Consider the following 17006-nt stretch of genomic DNA (forward strand, 5'->3'; position numbering starts at 1 on the left):
GGGGGGGGGGGGGGGGGGGGGGGGGGGGGGGGGGGGGGGGGGGGGGGGGGGGGGGGGGGGGGGGGGGGGGGGGGGGGGGGGGGGGGGGGAGAGGGGGGGGGGTGTGGGGTAGAATAATGAAGTTACAGGTGAGTTGGTGGAAAGTCGTGCTGTAACACGATATTCTCAGGCTGGGCAGTAATATGAGATTGAAATTTACCGTGGTTCTGAAAACATTCAAAAATCTTCCCAAACCACACCGGACCGGATTGGTGATCGCCAGTTTTTTACTGGGTGGTCTTATTCTTCTTCCTTCCGAACCGGTCGAAGCAAGTCGTCATCAGGAATCCCTGATTTTAGACGCAGGTGTGCGTTACCCTGTTGCGCTTTCAGTCATTGAAACGCCGGAAATCTATGTCGAAGAAGACGAGGGTAGCTGGGAAACATTCAAAGTGGGTCGTGGCGACACACTGGCTAAAATATTCAAGCGTGCAGGTTTTTCTGCCCGCGATACTTATGACGTGACTCAGGCAGGCGAACTGGCAAAAACCCTGGTCACCCTGATTCCGGGTGACGAGTTGCAGTTGCGCGCCGGTGAAGATGGCAGTTTTGACGGACTGCGTTACGCCATTTCTTATAAAGAAGCGTTGCTTATCAAGCGCAATGCTGAAGACGATGGCCTCACCGCTCAGCTGGAAGCGAAAGAAATCGAAACACGCTACAGCTTTGCACAGGGTGAAATCGACTCCAGCTTCTGGAATGCCGGTGTTGATGCCGGTCTGACCGACAATCAGATCATGCACCTTGCGGGTATTTTCGGCTGGGATATTGACTTCGCTATGGGTATCCGTCAGGGCGATTTGTTCAATATCGTGTATGAAGAAAACTATATCGACGGTGAATTCGTGGGCTACGGCGATATCGTTGCCGCTGAATTTGTGAATCAGGGTGAGCGCTTTGTTGCTATCCAGCATGATGACGGCAATTACTATACGCCGGAAGGCCGCAGCATGCGTAAAAGCTTCTTACGTGCGCCGATTAACTTCAAATACGTGAGCTCTAACTTTACTAAAGCCCGTTTCCATCCGGTGCAGAAACGCTGGAAATCTCACAACGGTACAGACTACGTGGCAGCCGTCGGTACGCCTATCATGGCCGCCGGTGACGGTAAGGTTATTGAAGCGTCGTATAACCGCTTTAATGGTAACTACGTGTTCATTCAGCATGGTGAGAAATACGTCACCAAGTACCTGCACCTTAAAAAGCGTGGTGTGAAGCGTGGTGACACGGTGAAACAGGGCCAGACAGTAGGCTATCTTGGTTCAACAGGTATGGTAACCGGCGCTCACCTTCACTATGAATTCCTGGTAGATGGTGTACACCGTAACCCCAGAACCGTAGAGTTGCCGAAAGCGCGTCCTATCGACTCATCAGAAAAAGACGCCTTTATGAAAATTGCTGAGGTACGCTTAGGTCAGCTGGATAACACCAAGCGTCTGATGCTGGCGATGAAATAAGCCTGTCGCGCAGACAATGAACATACTGAAAATGCCCGCTATGCGGGCATTTTTGTTCCCGCACAATGAAATATAAACAACAACCGGTATGCCCTATGAACACCCATAAACTGGCAGTGCTCAGCAGTGAAGCGCAGGAATATGCGCCGTTGATCCCCGCATTACTCCCTGACAACGTGGTACTTGATTGCATTACAACGGAACCGGTGGATGTGGACAAAGACAGTGTCACCATTCTGCTGGCGGATCCTGACCTTGCTGCCCTGGTGATCCCCCAAATGCCGGCACTGAAATGGTGTCAGTCGGTTTGGGCGGGCAACAGACCCTTACTGGCGCTGGACAGACAAGACTATCTGCTGACAGCAGCAAAGGGGATTTTCGGCGTACAGATGAGGGAATATGTATTTACCTGGCTGTTGCACTATTCCCGCTCTGTTGATGATTATGCACAAGCACAACGCAATGCTGTCTGGTCACCTCCCGGCTATGCTCGCCTGCAGGGTAAAACGCTCGGGATCACCGGCGCAGGTTCCATTGCGGATGCATTGTTGCCGGTGGCAGAAGTATTCGGGTTGAATGTCATCGGGTTAAGCCGCAGTGGTAAACCAAAAGCAGGTTACACCGCGATGTACACGCAGGCGTCAGTGCATGAGTTTGCCGGCCGGTGCGATTTTGTACTGAATCTGATGCCGGATACGCCGGACACAAGAGGTTTACTGAATGCTGATTTCTTTTCTGCATTGCCCGGTGAATGTGTACTGATTAATGCCGGGCGGGGCTCTGCCATCGTTGAAGAGGATTTGCTCTCTGCACTGGATAACGGGCAATTGAAAGCCGCGGTACTGGATGTCTTTAATGAAGAACCATTGCCAGCCACACACCCATTCTGGCAACACCCCAAAATCAAAATAACGCAGCACACCGCGGCGGAATCCCGCCCTGACGATGTGGCTGCGCTATTTGCAGATAACTTACAGCGTTATTTATCCTGTCAGCCCCTGATGCATCAGTTCGATTTTAGACGGGGCTATTAGTGCTTAACCGCGGGGGTCAGTAGCGGTGACCTCTATCCGGTCAATGTGCTGTTCGCGGAAGGCTTTCAGCGCATCAAGACCGGTAAGGGGATGCAGTTCACGGAACTCAACCCAGTCAATAAGTGTAAACAGCGCCACCGACGGATAACCCCAACCATCAAACTCGCCGGCACTGACCATTTCATTCAGCAAGCCAAGCGTAGAAGCAATACGTTCTTTCTGCAGGCGGAAAAACAACTGATCGTTGGTAGCCTCAATGCCTGAACGCTTAAGCATGAAAAGCTGAACAAACGAGTCGTTAGCACCGTCAATCATCGTCAACTGGTTTTCCTGGTCCCAGCTCAAAGGCGGCAGATCCAGCTTTGCCAGCAAATAACTGTGGATCACACGGGAGTCGAAGATTAACTGTCCATCATCTTCAAGACACGGCACTTTCAGGGTAGGGTTTTTAGATGCCAGTATGTCCCGGCCCTCACCCTCAAAGATGTTCAGATTAATAAACTCGTGCTCTGTAGCAGACAGCACGATGCGGATGCGGCGAACATAAGGCGATGTAACGGAGCCGTACAGTTTCATCATAAAATTCCTCAGCAACATTGAGAACAAAGTGATGACGACACAGTAACGGGTATAACCGGAAAATGGTACAGGGTGCACAGGTTAAATCAGACCGGTGCACCTGAGAGAATGATGAGTTACAGGATGCTCAGATACTGAAGCTTGAACCACACCCGCAGGTGGTTGTGGCGTTGGGGTTATCCACCAGGAAGCGGGAACCTTCCAGACCGTCTACATAGTCAACGGTACCGCCCACCAGATATTGCAGGCTCATAGGATCGACCACCAGCGTAACGCTGTCTTTTTCGATGGTCATGTCACCTTCATTTACCTTCTCGTCGAAAGTGAAGCCATACTGAAAGCCCGAGCAGCCACCGCCAGTGACATACACACGCAATTTCAGATTCGGATTTTCTTCCTCTGTGACCAGCTCTTTCACTTTCTTCGCAGCAGAATCAGAAAAATCGATTGGCAGCGCCATTTCTACAGACATAGTTACCTCGCAAAATACCACGGGCTTTCGCCCTGAAAACATCCCTGAACGTCTCACAAACCTGAACCACACATCAGCTCAGTAGCAGAGCCGGTGAACGGGATGTGGCTAATTATCTAATACCTGACCAAATCAATCAACTAATCCGCGCAATCCTGTGCTCCGCGACTCTGACCGGAAACTGCTGAAAACAACATTCGTTTGCACCACACGAAGACGAGCGCACCAAAATAATGCAACCGACATGGGCAACGTGTCCGGGTGAATTTCTAACTCATTGAAATCATGAAATAAAAAAACAGGCATGGTTTTCGCTAACTCTATGTCGGGTTAACATCCAATGCTTTCCAGCATAATGAGTTTTTACCACAGAGCCGGCCGAAGACCGGATGTGACACAATCTGTTATCAGGCAATGATGCCCGGCGTTGAACTATCAGCGCCGGGTTTTTTTATTTAAGGGCACAATCAATGAGTGTTGAAAAATTTAATCTTTTCTCCTTCACCGGAAAAATGAAAATTCTCCACCTGTCATGGATGGTCTTCTTCGTGACCTTCGTGGTGTGGTTCAACATGGCACCGCTTAAACAGGTGATCATGAATGATATGGGGCTGAGCATTGAAGAATGGAAGACCTTACTGATCCTCAATGTGGCGCTGACCATTCCGGCCCGAGTGATCATTGGTGCACTCACTGATAAATACGGCCCCCGCATCGTTTATTCCGCATTGCTTGCCGTCTGCTCTGTCCCCTGTTTTGTATTTGCCTTCGCCGACAATTTCACTCAGTTAGCTATCGCCCGTTTTGCTTTGGGCTTTATCGGCGCTGGTTTTGTCATTGGTATCCGTATGGTCAGTGAGTGGTTCCCTCCTAAAGAGTTGGGCACTGCCGAGGGTGTGTATGGTGGCTGGGGCAACTTTGGCTCTGCGGCTGCAGCATTTACCTTACCGGCGCTGGCGCTGCTGTTTGGCGGTGATGATGGCTGGCGCTACGCCGTTGCCCTTACCGGAGTACTTTGCCTGATCTTCAGTGTGATTTACTTCACCAACGTCACAGATACGCCCAAAGGCTCGACTTACTTCCGTCCGAAAAACCTGGGTGGGATGGAAGTCACCAGTAAAGGCGATTTCTTCTTTCTGCTGGTGATGAAAACACCTATGTATGCCGCGCTGGCACTACTGAACTGGAAATTATCCCCGCAAGGCGTAGCCATGCTCAGCGAAAGTGTAGCGGTAACCCTCTATGTGCTACTGGCTGCGCTGTATCTTTTTGATGCCTGGTCTACCTTCAAAGTGAACCGCGAAATATTTAAAACGCCGGTTGCCCCTGAACACCGTTATGAGTTTAAACAGGTTGCGGTTCTGAACATCCTGTATTTTGCGACCTTTGGTTCAGAACTGGCCGTAGTTTCAATGTTACCGGCTTTCTTTGCTGAAACCTTTGAATTGTCAATGGCAACAGCCGGTCTGCTGGCGGGTATGTATGCATTTATGAATCTGATGTCCCGTCCGGGCGGTGGCTTGATTTCTGACAAATTCGGTCGTAAGAAAACCCTGCTTATCCTCACCGCCGGTCTGGCACTGGGCTACTTCACGTTAAGTCATATTACCGGTCAATGGCCCGTCTGGCTGGCAGTCCTTGCTGTTATGGCTTGCTCTTTCTTCGTGCAATCCGGTGAAGGTGCTGTATTTGCCGTGGTGCCGCTCATCAAGCGTCGCCTGACCGGCCAGATAGCAGGAATGACAGGTGCTTACGGTAATGTGGGTGCGGTGACATATTTAACGGTTTACTCTTTTGTCGATGCCTCCGTCTTCTTCCTGGTGATCAGTGCCACTGCTGCACTGGGCTTTGTAGCACTGCTATTCATGCGTGAACCGGGAGGTACTATTACCGAAGTCAATGAAGATGGTACAGTTGAACTTATTCAGGTAGGTTCACACTAAGGCCCTTCCGTTTGTCTCAATTAGATCTCAGTTTTGGCGGTTACAGTACGCAGGGCATCAAAGATGAAAATCAGGATGCCTTTGCGGCCTGGCAGGCCAGAGACCACGCAGTAAAAGACAAAGGTATCGCCGTCGCCATTGCCGACGGCGTGTCTGCCTGTACACGGGCAAAGGAAGCGGCTAACACAGCCGTCACCAACTTTATTCACGACTACATGCAAACCCCGGCAAGCTGGACCGTTCAGCGCGCCGCAGGCCAGGTACTTAACAGCCTTAACCGCTGGTGTCACGGGCAGTATGACTATTCTCACGGTGGCTACAGCCAGATGCTGACCACGCTCAGCAGCGTGATATTCAAATCCCGCTGCGGATTTATGCTCCACGTGGGAGACAGCCGGATCTACCGCTATTCGCAGGGCAACCTGGAACAACTCACCCGAGATCATTCAGCGAGACAGGGCAGTAATATTGTCCTCACCCGTGCCATCGGGCTGGAGGCAAAACTGGATGTGGATTTTTCCCGTTTTGCGCTGAGCAAAGATGAAATTTACGTACTGACAACCGACGGCGTTACTAACTTTTTGTCTTCAAGGCAAATCCGTCAGCATCTCGACAGTCACACCAATGATCTTGAACAAACGGCATTTAATATCGTCAGTGCAGCCCTGAAAGCAGGCAGTGACGACAACACAACCTGTCTGCTGGTAAAGGTGAATGATTTGCCCGCCGGTGATACCGCGGATGCGGATGCAATGCTGGATTCCTTGCGCCTGTTACCGCCGCTGGAACCCGGCCACAAAGTTGACGGTTACCGGGTGATTGAACAATTTTTTAATGGTACCCGCTCCAGTTTGTATAAAATCGCCGATGAAAAAACCGGTAAAGTGTACGGCTTAAAAACGCCTACAGAGTATTTTGAAGACGACCCCACCCATCTGAAGGGTTTTCTGCGGGAAGAGTGGATAGGCAAACACCTGGATAACCCCGCCGTGATGAAGGTCTTTCCCCGGCCTGACAATGCCAGATTTATTTATCACATCTGCGAATACGTTGAAGGGATCACCCTGCGACAGTGGATGATTGATAATCCGAAGCCCGCCCCTGAACAGGTACGCCGCATCGTTAAACAAATTATTGCCGGACTCAGAGTATTTCAGCGCAATGATATGGTGTACCGCGACATCAAACCGGAAAACATCATGCTAACCGATACCGGTGAAGTCAAAATCATTGATTTCGGTACTGTACAGGTAAAGGCTCTGCTGGAAACCGGTGAACAGGAGCAGGAAGACTACCCGGTGGGATCGGTAAACTATATTGCGCCGGAATTTTTGATCGATAACCACAGCGATTTTCAATCCGACCTGTTTTCTCTCGGGGTTGTGGTGTACGAAATGTTCACCGGCGAACTCCCCTACCAGCCCTTTAAATTTAAGGATTACATTCCGGCCAACGTTTTTGAATACAAGTACCGCAGCCTGAAATCATATCGTCCCGATCTGCCGGCGTGGCTGGATATCTGCCTGAAAAAAGCCACGCAACCGGAACGGGAGAAGCGGTTTAATGCCTATTCTGAGTTCGAAACCGCGTTAAGTAATCCAAAAGAACTCATTGTCAGTGAACAAACATTCTCTCCTTTGCTGGAACGAAATCCTGTCCTGTTCTGGCAAATGATTTGCGCCGTACTTTGCGGGGTCATAGTGTGGATGACCTGGCTGCTCAACCGATGAAGCGTTAACCGTAACTGAACTTATTCTTTAGTTTTCTGTAAAAAACAGTGATGTTATGACAGCCTGACAATCAGGCGCAGGAGACACTAATGAATAAAGTTACATCATTACTAATTGTTGCCCTTACCCTTACGCTGGCCGCCTGTGCCAGCCAGCCTGCATACCGCGAAGCCTCGAATGGCGGCTTCGGTTATACGGAAACCAAACTTACCGATACACAATACCGCGTGTACTTCAAAGCCAGAGGCTCAGATAAAACCAGAGCCATGGATTACGCCATGCTTCGTGCTGCTGAAATTACACTGGAAAATCAATATGACTGGTTTACGGTAACGGAGCGCGAAACACTCGTGGATAAAGAAACCGTATCGACGGGACCTGAGACGATGTTTTCACAGCGCTACGCCCGGGTGACTGAATGCGGTGCACTTACCTGCCGGACAAGCTGGCAGCCTCAGACCATGGTTTCCACCGGAGTTTTCATTGGCGGCCGTGAGCAGAGTGAAATTGAGAGCACACTGAATATAAAGATGGGTAAAGGCACCGCGCCGGAAGACAACGAAACCTTTAATGCAGAGCAGGTAAAAACCAATCTGCTGATGCAACTGGAAACAGAATAAAACTGACGTTTAACTGTCCAGACTCCCCTCCTCTGGCGGGGAGTCGTATACATCAATCCAGTTTACGCTGTTGATATACTCCCCCCGTTTGCTTTTCCATTGAAATACCTCTGTGGAAAACACAATCTGTTCAGGAATAAATCCCGCCGGTAGTGTGAACTCCTCATCAACGGTCTGGAAAAACTTAAATCCCCATTTGATGTTTCCATTGGGTAGAAATCCCCCCTCACCGGCTTTAATTTCGTGAGGTTTTCCACCCAGACTCCCTTTAATGAGTACCGCAAGCTCACCTTTCAGCATGGCTTTATTTTCATTTTGCTGGAGTAACACCGCCTTGAGCCGGTAACGGTTATCACTGGCCAGGGGAGACACCTGGATCCCGTCGATAAAAAAGCCGTCCTGAGTCACTTCCGGAGCAACCACCCGCTGATAAAAGCTGAGCTGTTCTTCTAAAGAACGCCCCTGCTGCTCTCTGGCTTCGAGCATCTTCTTGTACGATGACACCGAGCTGGCTGCCATTACGCTCTCTACCTGTAATGCAGCAACCTGCTTTCGTAACGCTGCGTTTTCATCTTCCAGATATTGCCGGGTCTGCTTTTCACTCAGCGCGACTTTTTCTTCGTTTTGCTGCTGAAACTGCGCCAGCTGATAACCCGTGACCAGCATAAACAACAATCCGGCCACACAGGCCAGGGTAAACCTGTACAGCCCCCATTTTTGGATTAATTCAGCGCGTTGTAACGGTAACTTCATTGTTCTTCTATATTCAATTTTAAACCAACAAACAGGCACACTACTTGATAGGAAAAGCAGTGACTTATGATAGAATAACGCCACAGCAAAAGGATAAGCCACTTTAATGCGACTTTCAGCACTTCGCCAGGAACTAGCCCATCCCAGAACCTCCGTTCAGGTGTGTATGCTGGGCATTGTGGGAGGCCTCATTGCTGCCGGCCTGATAATCCTGTTCCGGTTATGTGTGGAATGGGTGCAAGGTAGTGCGCTTACGTTGTTAAAGCAAGTGGTTTCCGATGAATGGATGGTGTGGTTTCTGATGCCGCTGTGTGCAGTGACCTGCATCCTGATCATTGCCTGGATCACAGGTTTCAAACATTACCGCCTCGGTATTCCTTTCGTTATCCACCGTGTTAAACATCACTACGGACTGATCCCGTTCCGAACCACAATTAATCAATTCTTTGGCGGTATGCTGGCGCTGGCCGGCGGGTTTGTTGTTGGCCGTGAAGGGCCGTCTGTACACCTTGGTGCATTTGGCAGCAGCTTCCTTGGCCAGTGGTTACGTCTTCCCTATAACAGTATTCGTATACTGGCGGGTTGCGGCATTGCAGCCGGTATATCAGCTTCATTCAACACCCCCTTCGCCGCGGTCATCTTTGTAATGGAGGTGGTGCTCAGAGAGTATAAAATTCACATCTTCGTACCGGTGATGCTGGCGGCAGCCATAGGTTCGGTGCTCACCCGTATGGTCTTCGGGGAAGTGAACGAGTTATCCTTTCTCGCCATCGCCGCCTTTGATGAATGGATGTATTTCTATTTCATTTTCCTTGGCATTGCTCTTGGTGCGCTGGCAACCTTATTTAACTCTCAACTGATGCGGGTAATGCAATTTTTCCGGCCGATTAATATGATCTGGCGACTCATTCTTGCAGCGCTTATCACCGGTACCATCGGCATTTTCCTGCCGGAAAGTTTAGGCGCCAGTTTTGATGATGTGGACCATCTTTTCCACACCCATCCGGGCACCTTACTACTCCTGTCGATTCTTTCGGCCAAACTGATCCTGGCGATTTTTACCATCGGACTGGGCGTCCCGGGTGGTATCATCGGGCCTGTCATGGTGATTGGTATGCTGGCGGGCTCTGTACTGCTAATGCCCCTGCAATCGCTGGTAGATGTTGATGACTACACCAGCAGCTTTGCCCTGCTCGGCGTTGCAGGCATGCTTACAGCAGTACTGCATGCTCCCCTCGCTGCACTATCGGCAGTGATGGAGTTGTCGTACAGTCCGGAAATCATTCTGCCGGCCATGCTGGTGATTGTGCCGGCATACGTTACGGCCACCCAGTTTTTAGGCAACCGGTCTATCTTTATCCGTCAGCTCGATTATCAGAATCTGCCGTATGCCGTGACCTCTATCCGCGAAGCACTGGAAAAAACCGGTGTGCTGGCTGCCATGACCACGGAATACAAACTGTTTCTGGATGCGCCGGAACAGGCTATCGAAAATTATCTGTCTGAGAATCCCACTTACGTGGTGGTACAGAAATCCCGCACAGAGCTGGATGTCCATTACAAACTGGTTCAATACGATGTCAGTCTGGACCATAATGCACACCCATTGAGTTATTTCAGTATGGAAGGTGTCAGCAGTCAGGCCACGTTGCACGAAGTGTACGAAAAGCTGAAGAACGGCCGGAGCGGAGCGGTATATGTATACGACCAGTCTGTGCAGGAAGTCAAAGGGGTAATTACCTGGAACATTCTGCAAACCTTCCTGCAAAGAGCACAGTATTAACGGAAACCGGTTATGATTTTGTGGTTAAAAGCGTTACACATCTTTTTTATGGTCGCCTGGCTGGCGGGAATTTTTTATCTTCCGCGGCTGTTTGTTTATCATGCAGAAGCAAAAGAACAAAATATTCGCGATCAATTTAAAATAATGGAAAGAAGGCTATGGTTTTTTGTCACGCCTTTTGCCATATTAACACTTATATTCGGTGTGTCTCTGATTTACGTTTACGGCATGGCCTGGTTCCGGGCTTCAGCGTGGCTACATGTTAAACTAACGCTTTTACTTGCCATTTATGCATATCACTTCTATTTATTTAAACTGGTTAATCAATTTGCCCGCGACGAAAATACCCGGTCGCCTAAGTTTTACCGTTTTTTAAATGAAGCACCCGTATTACTTTTACTGGCAATTGTGATCTTAGCTGTCGTTAAACCGTTCTAAAAACCATTAGCAGGCCAGTTTAACCCGCTTTATCCTAAGCGATATCGTTGTCATAAAATTAAAGGAAGCAATTTTGTGGCGAATTTTCTCCGGAAACGTGACAAGGCAAACCAAAACATGGATGTGAGTAACGAACATTTGAAGTCCTTACTGGAAAAGACCGATGAGGCTTTTCAGGCGCTTCTGAAAGAACCGGATTCAGACGAACTAAACGACGCCTATGAAGCGGCGCGGGTGGAACTGAACAGTTACATCAGCTCAATGCGTCACAATCTCGCCCAGCGACTTAAGTAAAGCTTTTCAAGCCGGCGGACGCCCTACTCTTTCATCTGCACAAAAGTTTCAAATTGATCAGGTAAAACACCGGCCAGTTCTCCTGCCAGATCAACATACTCTTTCAGCATCGCCGGTAACTGTGCAGCCAGTTGCGGAAGATGCTGCTGCAAAGCCGCTGCCTGTTCATCTGTACGCCTTTCCATTGCGAGATCGGGATTCGCCAGTGTTGAAAATAACTTAAGACAGCGGGACAGCCGCTTTGCAGGATCTTCATTCCCCTTCACGCCTTTATCTTTCTCAGGGTTTGCCACTGCCAGTTGCCATGCTTTTTGCCATACCGGTTCAAGCCTGCCATGGGCGCTGAGCAAACCGGTAAGCCATGCCGTTAACTCCTTCCGCTCTTCGGCATTGTCATGCCACTGACAAACTCCGGGCAGCAACGACGTATTATTTCTCATCGCCTGCAAGTCCTGCCTTAAACCGTCCATCAGGCCCTCTGCCATGTGTTCGAACGAGACATCAGAAGCCGCCACTGGCGCATTCGCCACCAGCCAGGGCATCCATTGTTCGGGCATAGGAATTTCAGGACTGGTTGCCACAGCGAAAATGAATCCGCGACAATGGCATTGCGACGGGAGCAAAGCCGCCAGGGCCGGTTCTGCAAATAATGATGAAAACGGCGTGCTGTTATTTTCCATTTATTCTGAACACTTTGATTAACCACGAAGAATCGTTATGCTGCATGCACTATAACAATAACACTTAAATGGAGTACGCAGTATGGCAAGTGACAAATCAGGCTATATTGTTGCGGCGGCTTTTATTGGTCCGGGAACAGTAACAACGGCCAGCATGGCCGGCGCAGGTTTTGGTTTTCACCTTGCTTGGGCACTCCTGTTTTCTGTAATAGCCACTATGGTATTGCAGGATATGGCTGCGCGGCTGGGCACAGGAACCGGAAAGGGCTTGTCGGATGCCTTAATGACACTGACAGAAAATAAAGCCTTACGCATTACCATTGCGGCTTTGATTGTGTCCGCCATCGGTATTGGCAATGCGGCCTATGAATCCGGCAACCTTACCGGAGCAGCCATAGGCCTGGATGCCATTACTCCGTTAGGTACGTCTCAATGGGCTTTCATCCTGGGCGCACTTGCAGCGCTGTTGTTGTACACCGGAAAGTATAAATTAATTGAGTCAGTGCTGGTGTCACTGGTTGCCATCATGGCCCTGGTGTTTGTCATCACCCTGTTTTTTGCCGGGCCGGACTGGTCTGCCATGCTCAGTCAACTTCTTCATCCGCAACTTGATGCCGGCACGATTACCATGGTGCTGGCTCTTGTAGGTACCACTATCGTCCCGTACAACCTGTTCTTACATGCCAGCCTTGTGGCACAGCAGTACGGGAAAACAAACGACGATGCCGCTCTGAAGGCCTGCAGGAAGCAATCTGTGACTGCTATCGGATTCGGGGGCATTATTACGATAATTATCGTTGCCACCGCGATGACCGCGTTTTACGGACAGAGTGAGTCTCTTGATGCCGGTAATATGAGCCGTCAGCTTGCGCCGGTACTCGGGGATTATGCACAGTGTTTTTTTGCCGCCGGTTTGTTCGCTGCCGGTCTCACCAGCGCTATAACCGCCCCTCTGGCAGCATCCTACGCGGTGTGCGGTGCTTTGGGTAAACCAGCGGATATGACAGGCAGGTTATTTAAAGGTGTGTGGCTGGTGGTTATTCTGAGCGGCGTGATTATCGCCAGTATCGGCATTAAACCATTACTCGCCATCTTGTTCGCTCAGGCCACTAACGGGCTGCTTCTGCCCTTTATTGCGGTATTTTTATTAGCCGTTATGAACCGGCAATCACTGCCAGCCACATACAGAAACAGCACGTTCAGCAACCTCACCGGTGCTGCAATCGTGCTGTTTGTGGTATGTCTCGGGCTGTATAAAGTCGCCTCACTGTTTTTGTGAGGCGCAATATCAGCCGGCCGGCTGACTGATCAGGCTTTACCTGCCAGTCTGCCAAGCACATTGTTCAGCATGTTACGGCTGCAACCAAAGTTAATGCGGAAATGATCCGGCGCAAGGAAGTCAGCGCCGGGTGATGGTCCCACGCCCCGGCTTTCTGCCCATTTCTGCACATTCGCCACATCCAGCCCGCTTGCGTCTATCCATGCCAGAAATGTTGCCTGCGACTGATGCACTTTCAGACCGTCAATGGCATTCACCTGTTCAATCAGTGTTGCCTGGTTACCTTTCAGGTAGGTCAGCAATTCAGAATGCCACTGATCACATTGGGTAAAGGCCGCTTCAGTGGCCACCAGCCCCAACAGGTTTACCCACGGCATGTGACCGGCTGCGGACTGCACGAACTGCTGACGCAGCTGACGGTCAGGGATAATCGCAAATGAAGCACCCAGACCGGCCACGTTGAAGGTTTTACTGGCAGCCATCAGGGTAACGCTGACATCTTTCAGCGCTTCTACTCTGCCTGCCGGAATGTGTTTTACTGTTTCATCGAGGATCAAATCGCAGTGAATTTCATCACTGCACAATTTCACGTCGTTTTGCAGGCAAATCTCAGCAACACGATCAACCTCCTGCTGGCTCAGCACACTCCCCACAGGATTCATCGGGTTGCACAGAATCAGTAACTTACACTTTGGATCCGCGGCCTGGGTTTCCAGCTCAGCAAAATCCAGTGTGGGCCGGCCGTCTACGTCAACAGTACCGATATCGACACGCTCCATGCCGTTAATTTTCGGCGCAGCCAGCAACGGCGGATAATTGGGCGTTTGCACCATCACTTTATCACCGGGCTTACAATACGCTTTAATGGCAATGTTAAATGCCGGCACGACGCCCGGCGTCCATACCAGCCAGTCAGGATCAATAACCCAGTCGTGTTTGTCTTCAAGCCAGCGCTGAACAGCCTCAATAGCCGGCTTGTACTGCGCCGGCAATACATAACCCATGATGCCGTGATCAACACTGGAAGAGAGTGCATCCAGAATGGCGGGGGCGCAACGGAATTCCATATCGGCAACCCATGCCGGAATGATGTCCTGACCGGCGTATTTTTGCCATTTAAAAGAATAGGTATCCTGACGGGAAGGCGTATCGTCGAAATTGAAAGGCACGTGAGATTTTCCTGTGTTGCAGTGCTAAAAGAAAGTGCGAGAAGGCCCCTGCGGGCCATATCTTTATGCCTGTAACACTACAACGATTAACGGTCAGCTTCAATCCACCAGTTGCTTAACTTTCTGCACCAGGTTTTCTGATGTGAACGGTTTGGCAAGAAACTGGGTGGCCCCGCCTTTTTTCGCTGCGATTACCGTGTCACGTGTGGCATCAGCCGTCAGTAAGATGAAAGGGGTTTTCAGCCCAGCTTCACGGCACGCTTTCAGCAACGTTAAACCGTCGTATTGGGGCATGTTCTGATCACTGATGATCAAAGACAAATTATCCTGCGGCTGGTTGACTAAAAAGTCATGCGCCATTTCACTCCGGCTGAAAGCAAACACATTGGCACCCAACTCCTCTTCCAGTGCATAGGTCACAATGTCTAACGTTATCGTATCATCATCTATCACTGCGATGGTGTATTCAGCCACACTTTACTCCTTAACAGCATGCTACAGCAGCTCTGAACTATTTATCTTTCCGGACATTCCGGCACTCAGTGTACACACATACATTGCCGGCTCCGGCGCAACATGAAGAATAAGTCTTATTCACCGGGATTGAAACAATACTTCAGGCGAAAAAAAAGCGTCCATCAGGACGCTTTTTCAAAAATACTCAGTACTTATTTCGCACGACCGGCACGTTTACGGTCGTTTTCAGTCAGCAGCTTCTTACGAATACGGATGCTTACCGGCGTAACTTCTACCAGTTCATCGTCATCGATAAATTCCAGCGCCTGTTCAAGAGACATCTTCACAGGTGGAACCAGAGTTTGCGCTTCATCAGTACCTGATGCACGCACGTTTGTCAGTTGCTTACCTTTCAGGGCGTTTACTGTCAGGTCATTGTCACGGCTGTGAATACCGATGATCATACCTTCGTAAACTTCAACACCGTGTCCGATGAACAGACGACCACGTTCCTGCAGGTTAAACAGGGCGTTTGTCAGTGCTTTACCCATTGCATTGGCAATCAGTACACCATTCTTACGCTTACCGATAGTACCGCCTTTGTGCGGACCGTAATGGTCGAACGTGTGGTACAACAGACCTGAACCGGAAGTCAGCGTCATGAACTCAGTCTGGAAACCAATCAGACCACGGCTTGGAATGATGAAGTCCATACGGATACGGCCTTTGCCATCCGGGTTCATGTCACGCATTTCTGCTTTACGCAGACCAAGCTGTTCCATGATTGAACCCTGGTGCTCGTCTTCACAGTCGATAGTCAGTGTTTCAAACGGTTCCTGCAGCTCGCCGTCAACTTCTTTCAGGATTACTTCCGGACGTGATACCGCCAGCTCGTAACCTTCACGACGCATATTTTCAATCAGGATACCTAAGTGCAGTTCACCACGGCCTGATACGCGGAATTTATCCGGGTCAGCGGTTTCTTCAACGCGCAGTGCCACGTTATGTACCAGCTCGTCCTGCAGACGCTCAAGGATGTTACGTGAAGTCACGTACTTACCTTCTTTACCGGCAAACGGAGATGTGTTTACCTGGAACGTCATGGTTACTGTTGGTTCGTCAACCGTCAGCGGAGGCAAGGCTTCTACTGTATTAACGTCACACACAGTATCAGAAATTTTCAGTTCGCCCAGACCGGTAATCGCGATGATGTCACCTGCGCTTGCAGAGTCGACTTCATGACGCTCAAGACCTAAGTAACCCAGTACCTGACCCACTTTACCGTTGCGCTTCTTACCATCAGCACCAACAACAGTAACCTGCTGGTTCATCTTCACGCTACCGCGCTTAACACGACCAACACCGATTACGCCAACATATGAGTTGTAGTCCAGCTGAGAGATTTGCATCTGGAATGCACCGGCAGGGTCTGCATTTGGCGCTTCAACCTGATCCACGATTAACTGGAACAGTGGCGTCATGTCTTCGCCTTTGGTGTCTGCATCCATTGATGCCCAGCCATTCAGTGCTGATGCATAGATAACCTGGAAGTCTAACTGCTCATCAGTCGCACCTAAGTTATCGAACAGGTCAAAAACCTGATCCATTACCCAGTCAGGACGTGCGCCCGGCTTGTCAATTTTATTGATTACTACGATTGGCTTCAGACCCTGAGCAAACGCTTTTTGCGTTACGAAACGGGTTTGCGGCATAGGACCTTCCTGCGCATCAACCAGCAGCAGTACACAGTCAGCCATCGACATTACACGCTCTACCTCACCACCGAAGTCGGCGTGTCCCGGGGTATCTACGATGTTGATGCGGTAGTCATTCCAGTTAATGGCGGTGTTTTTCGCCAGAATGGTAATACCACGCTCTTTCTCGATGTCGTTAGAGTCCATTACCCGTTCCTGGGCTTCGCCACGGCTTTCCAGCGTACCGGATTGCTGTAACAGTTTGTCAACCAGAGTCGTTTTACCATGGTCAACGTGCGCGATAATCGCGATATTGCGTAATTTATTAATATCAGTGGTCATTGGGTCAAAGCCTTGGAAATCAGCGTTGCAGATGTAAGAAAAACATCAGGCAGATTTGATTGCTAAAACGGAATAGTAAAATGTGCGCGGATTGTACAGAAATTCCTTTCGCTTTGCGCATCTTTTTTTATTTTTCTTTGTGACACTTTTCTGGATTGTGTGCGGATCTAATTTATTCCAATGTTTTATCAATGATCCTACTAGTATCCGGGTTTGCTTTGTTCTAGTCTAAGCATCAGTTCTT

General features: G+C 49.8%; 17 protein-coding genes. 9 read left to right on the top strand and 8 right to left on the bottom strand.

Going from position 1 to position 17006, the window contains the following annotated elements:
* On the bottom strand, window positions 1-220 hold a 220-nt coding region (locus tag ACXAH4_RS12805; RefSeq protein WP_474882280.1), incomplete at its 3' end, for a hypothetical protein.
* Here ACXAH4_RS12805 and ACXAH4_RS12810 point away from each other — a divergent pair.
* Entirely contained in the window at window positions 183-1496 is a 1314-nt protein-coding gene (locus ACXAH4_RS12810; protein WP_181013633.1) for an OapA family protein, read from the top strand. The genes ACXAH4_RS12805 and ACXAH4_RS12810 overlap by 38 nt on opposite strands.
* A 95-nt stretch (window positions 1497-1591) precedes the next feature.
* A complete protein-coding gene (locus ACXAH4_RS12815) occupies window positions 1592-2530 on the top strand; it encodes a D-2-hydroxyacid dehydrogenase (protein WP_474882132.1) in 939 nt (312 codons plus the stop codon).
* 3 nt (window positions 2531-2533) lie between these two features.
* Here ACXAH4_RS12815 and ACXAH4_RS12820 read toward each other — a convergent pair whose 3' ends face one another.
* Window positions 2534-3106 (bottom strand): glutathione S-transferase family protein, encoded by a 573-nt coding sequence (locus ACXAH4_RS12820; protein WP_474882275.1) that lies wholly within the window; start codon window positions 3104-3106, stop codon window positions 2534-2536.
* Window positions 3107-3236: 130 nt separating this feature from the next.
* On the bottom strand, window positions 3237-3581 hold the full coding sequence (gene erpA, locus ACXAH4_RS12825; protein WP_119502295.1) for an iron-sulfur cluster insertion protein ErpA: 345 nt from the start codon (window positions 3579-3581) through the stop codon (window positions 3237-3239).
* Between the two features lie 470 nt (window positions 3582-4051).
* Between erpA and ACXAH4_RS12830 the strand changes: the two genes are divergently transcribed.
* The 3 genes from ACXAH4_RS12830 (at window position 4052) to ACXAH4_RS12840 (ending at window position 7874) form a co-directional block, all read left to right on the top strand.
* Window positions 4052-5524, top strand: coding sequence for a NarK family nitrate/nitrite MFS transporter (locus ACXAH4_RS12830; RefSeq protein WP_474843142.1), 1473 nt, complete (start codon window positions 4052-4054; stop codon window positions 5522-5524).
* 11 nt (window positions 5525-5535) lie between these two features.
* Window positions 5536-7254: a bifunctional protein-serine/threonine kinase/phosphatase gene (locus tag ACXAH4_RS12835; protein ID WP_474882134.1), complete on the top strand. Its 1719-nt coding sequence runs from the start codon at window positions 5536-5538 to the stop codon at window positions 7252-7254.
* Between the two features lie 89 nt (window positions 7255-7343).
* On the top strand, window positions 7344-7874 hold the full coding sequence (locus ACXAH4_RS12840) for a CC0125/CC1285 family lipoprotein (protein WP_474882136.1): 531 nt from the start codon (window positions 7344-7346) through the stop codon (window positions 7872-7874).
* A gap of 9 nt (window positions 7875-7883) precedes the next feature.
* Here the strand turns inward: ACXAH4_RS12840 and ACXAH4_RS12845 are convergent, their stop codons facing one another.
* Entirely contained in the window at window positions 7884-8627 is a 744-nt protein-coding gene (locus tag ACXAH4_RS12845; protein WP_474867156.1) for a DUF6776 family protein, read from the bottom strand.
* Window positions 8628-8733: 106 nt separating this feature from the next.
* Here ACXAH4_RS12845 and ACXAH4_RS12850 point away from each other — a divergent pair, with 106 nt between their 5' ends.
* From ACXAH4_RS12850 to ACXAH4_RS12860, 3 genes are all read left to right on the top strand, one after another.
* A complete protein-coding gene (locus tag ACXAH4_RS12850; protein ID WP_474882137.1) occupies window positions 8734-10410 on the top strand; it encodes a chloride channel protein in 1677 nt (558 codons plus the stop codon).
* Window positions 10411-10422: 12 nt separating this feature from the next.
* Window positions 10423-10848 (top strand): protoporphyrinogen oxidase HemJ, encoded by a 426-nt coding sequence (hemJ, locus tag ACXAH4_RS12855; RefSeq protein ID WP_119502300.1) that lies wholly within the window; start codon window positions 10423-10425, stop codon window positions 10846-10848.
* Between the two features lie 75 nt (window positions 10849-10923).
* Window positions 10924-11142, top strand: a complete 219-nt coding sequence (locus ACXAH4_RS12860) for a hypothetical protein (protein ID WP_474843152.1) — start codon at window positions 10924-10926, stop codon at window positions 11140-11142.
* Between the two features lie 23 nt (window positions 11143-11165).
* Here the strand turns inward: ACXAH4_RS12860 and ACXAH4_RS12865 are convergent, their stop codons facing one another.
* The gene (locus tag ACXAH4_RS12865) at window positions 11166-11822 is read right to left on the bottom strand and encodes a UPF0149 family protein (RefSeq protein WP_474882139.1); all 657 of its coding nucleotides are present in this window, start codon (window positions 11820-11822) and stop codon (window positions 11166-11168) included.
* Window positions 11823-11904: 82 nt separating this feature from the next.
* Here ACXAH4_RS12865 and ACXAH4_RS12870 point away from each other — a divergent pair, with 82 nt between their 5' ends.
* A complete protein-coding gene (locus tag ACXAH4_RS12870) occupies window positions 11905-13101 on the top strand; it encodes an Nramp family divalent metal transporter (protein ID WP_474882141.1) in 1197 nt (398 codons plus the stop codon).
* 29 nt (window positions 13102-13130) lie between these two features.
* Here ACXAH4_RS12870 and ACXAH4_RS12875 read toward each other — a convergent pair whose 3' ends face one another.
* The 3 genes from ACXAH4_RS12875 to typA form a co-directional block, all read right to left on the bottom strand.
* Window positions 13131-14270: a MalY/PatB family protein gene (locus ACXAH4_RS12875; protein WP_474843157.1), complete on the bottom strand. Its 1140-nt coding sequence runs from the start codon at window positions 14268-14270 to the stop codon at window positions 13131-13133.
* Window positions 14271-14369: 99 nt separating this feature from the next.
* Complete coding sequence (locus ACXAH4_RS12880) at window positions 14370-14744, bottom strand: response regulator (protein ID WP_474843159.1); 375 nt, start codon at window positions 14742-14744, stop codon at window positions 14370-14372.
* A 194-nt stretch (window positions 14745-14938) separates the two neighbouring features.
* Window positions 14939-16762 carry a translational GTPase TypA gene (gene typA / locus ACXAH4_RS12885; RefSeq protein ID WP_119502306.1) on the bottom strand — a complete coding sequence of 608 codons (1824 nt, stop codon included), beginning with the start codon at window positions 16760-16762 and terminating at the stop codon, window positions 14939-14941.
* Window positions 16763-17006 lie beyond the last annotated feature (244 nt).

It is taken from the genome of Alteromonas sp. ABV2_168 (assembly GCF_056161165.1).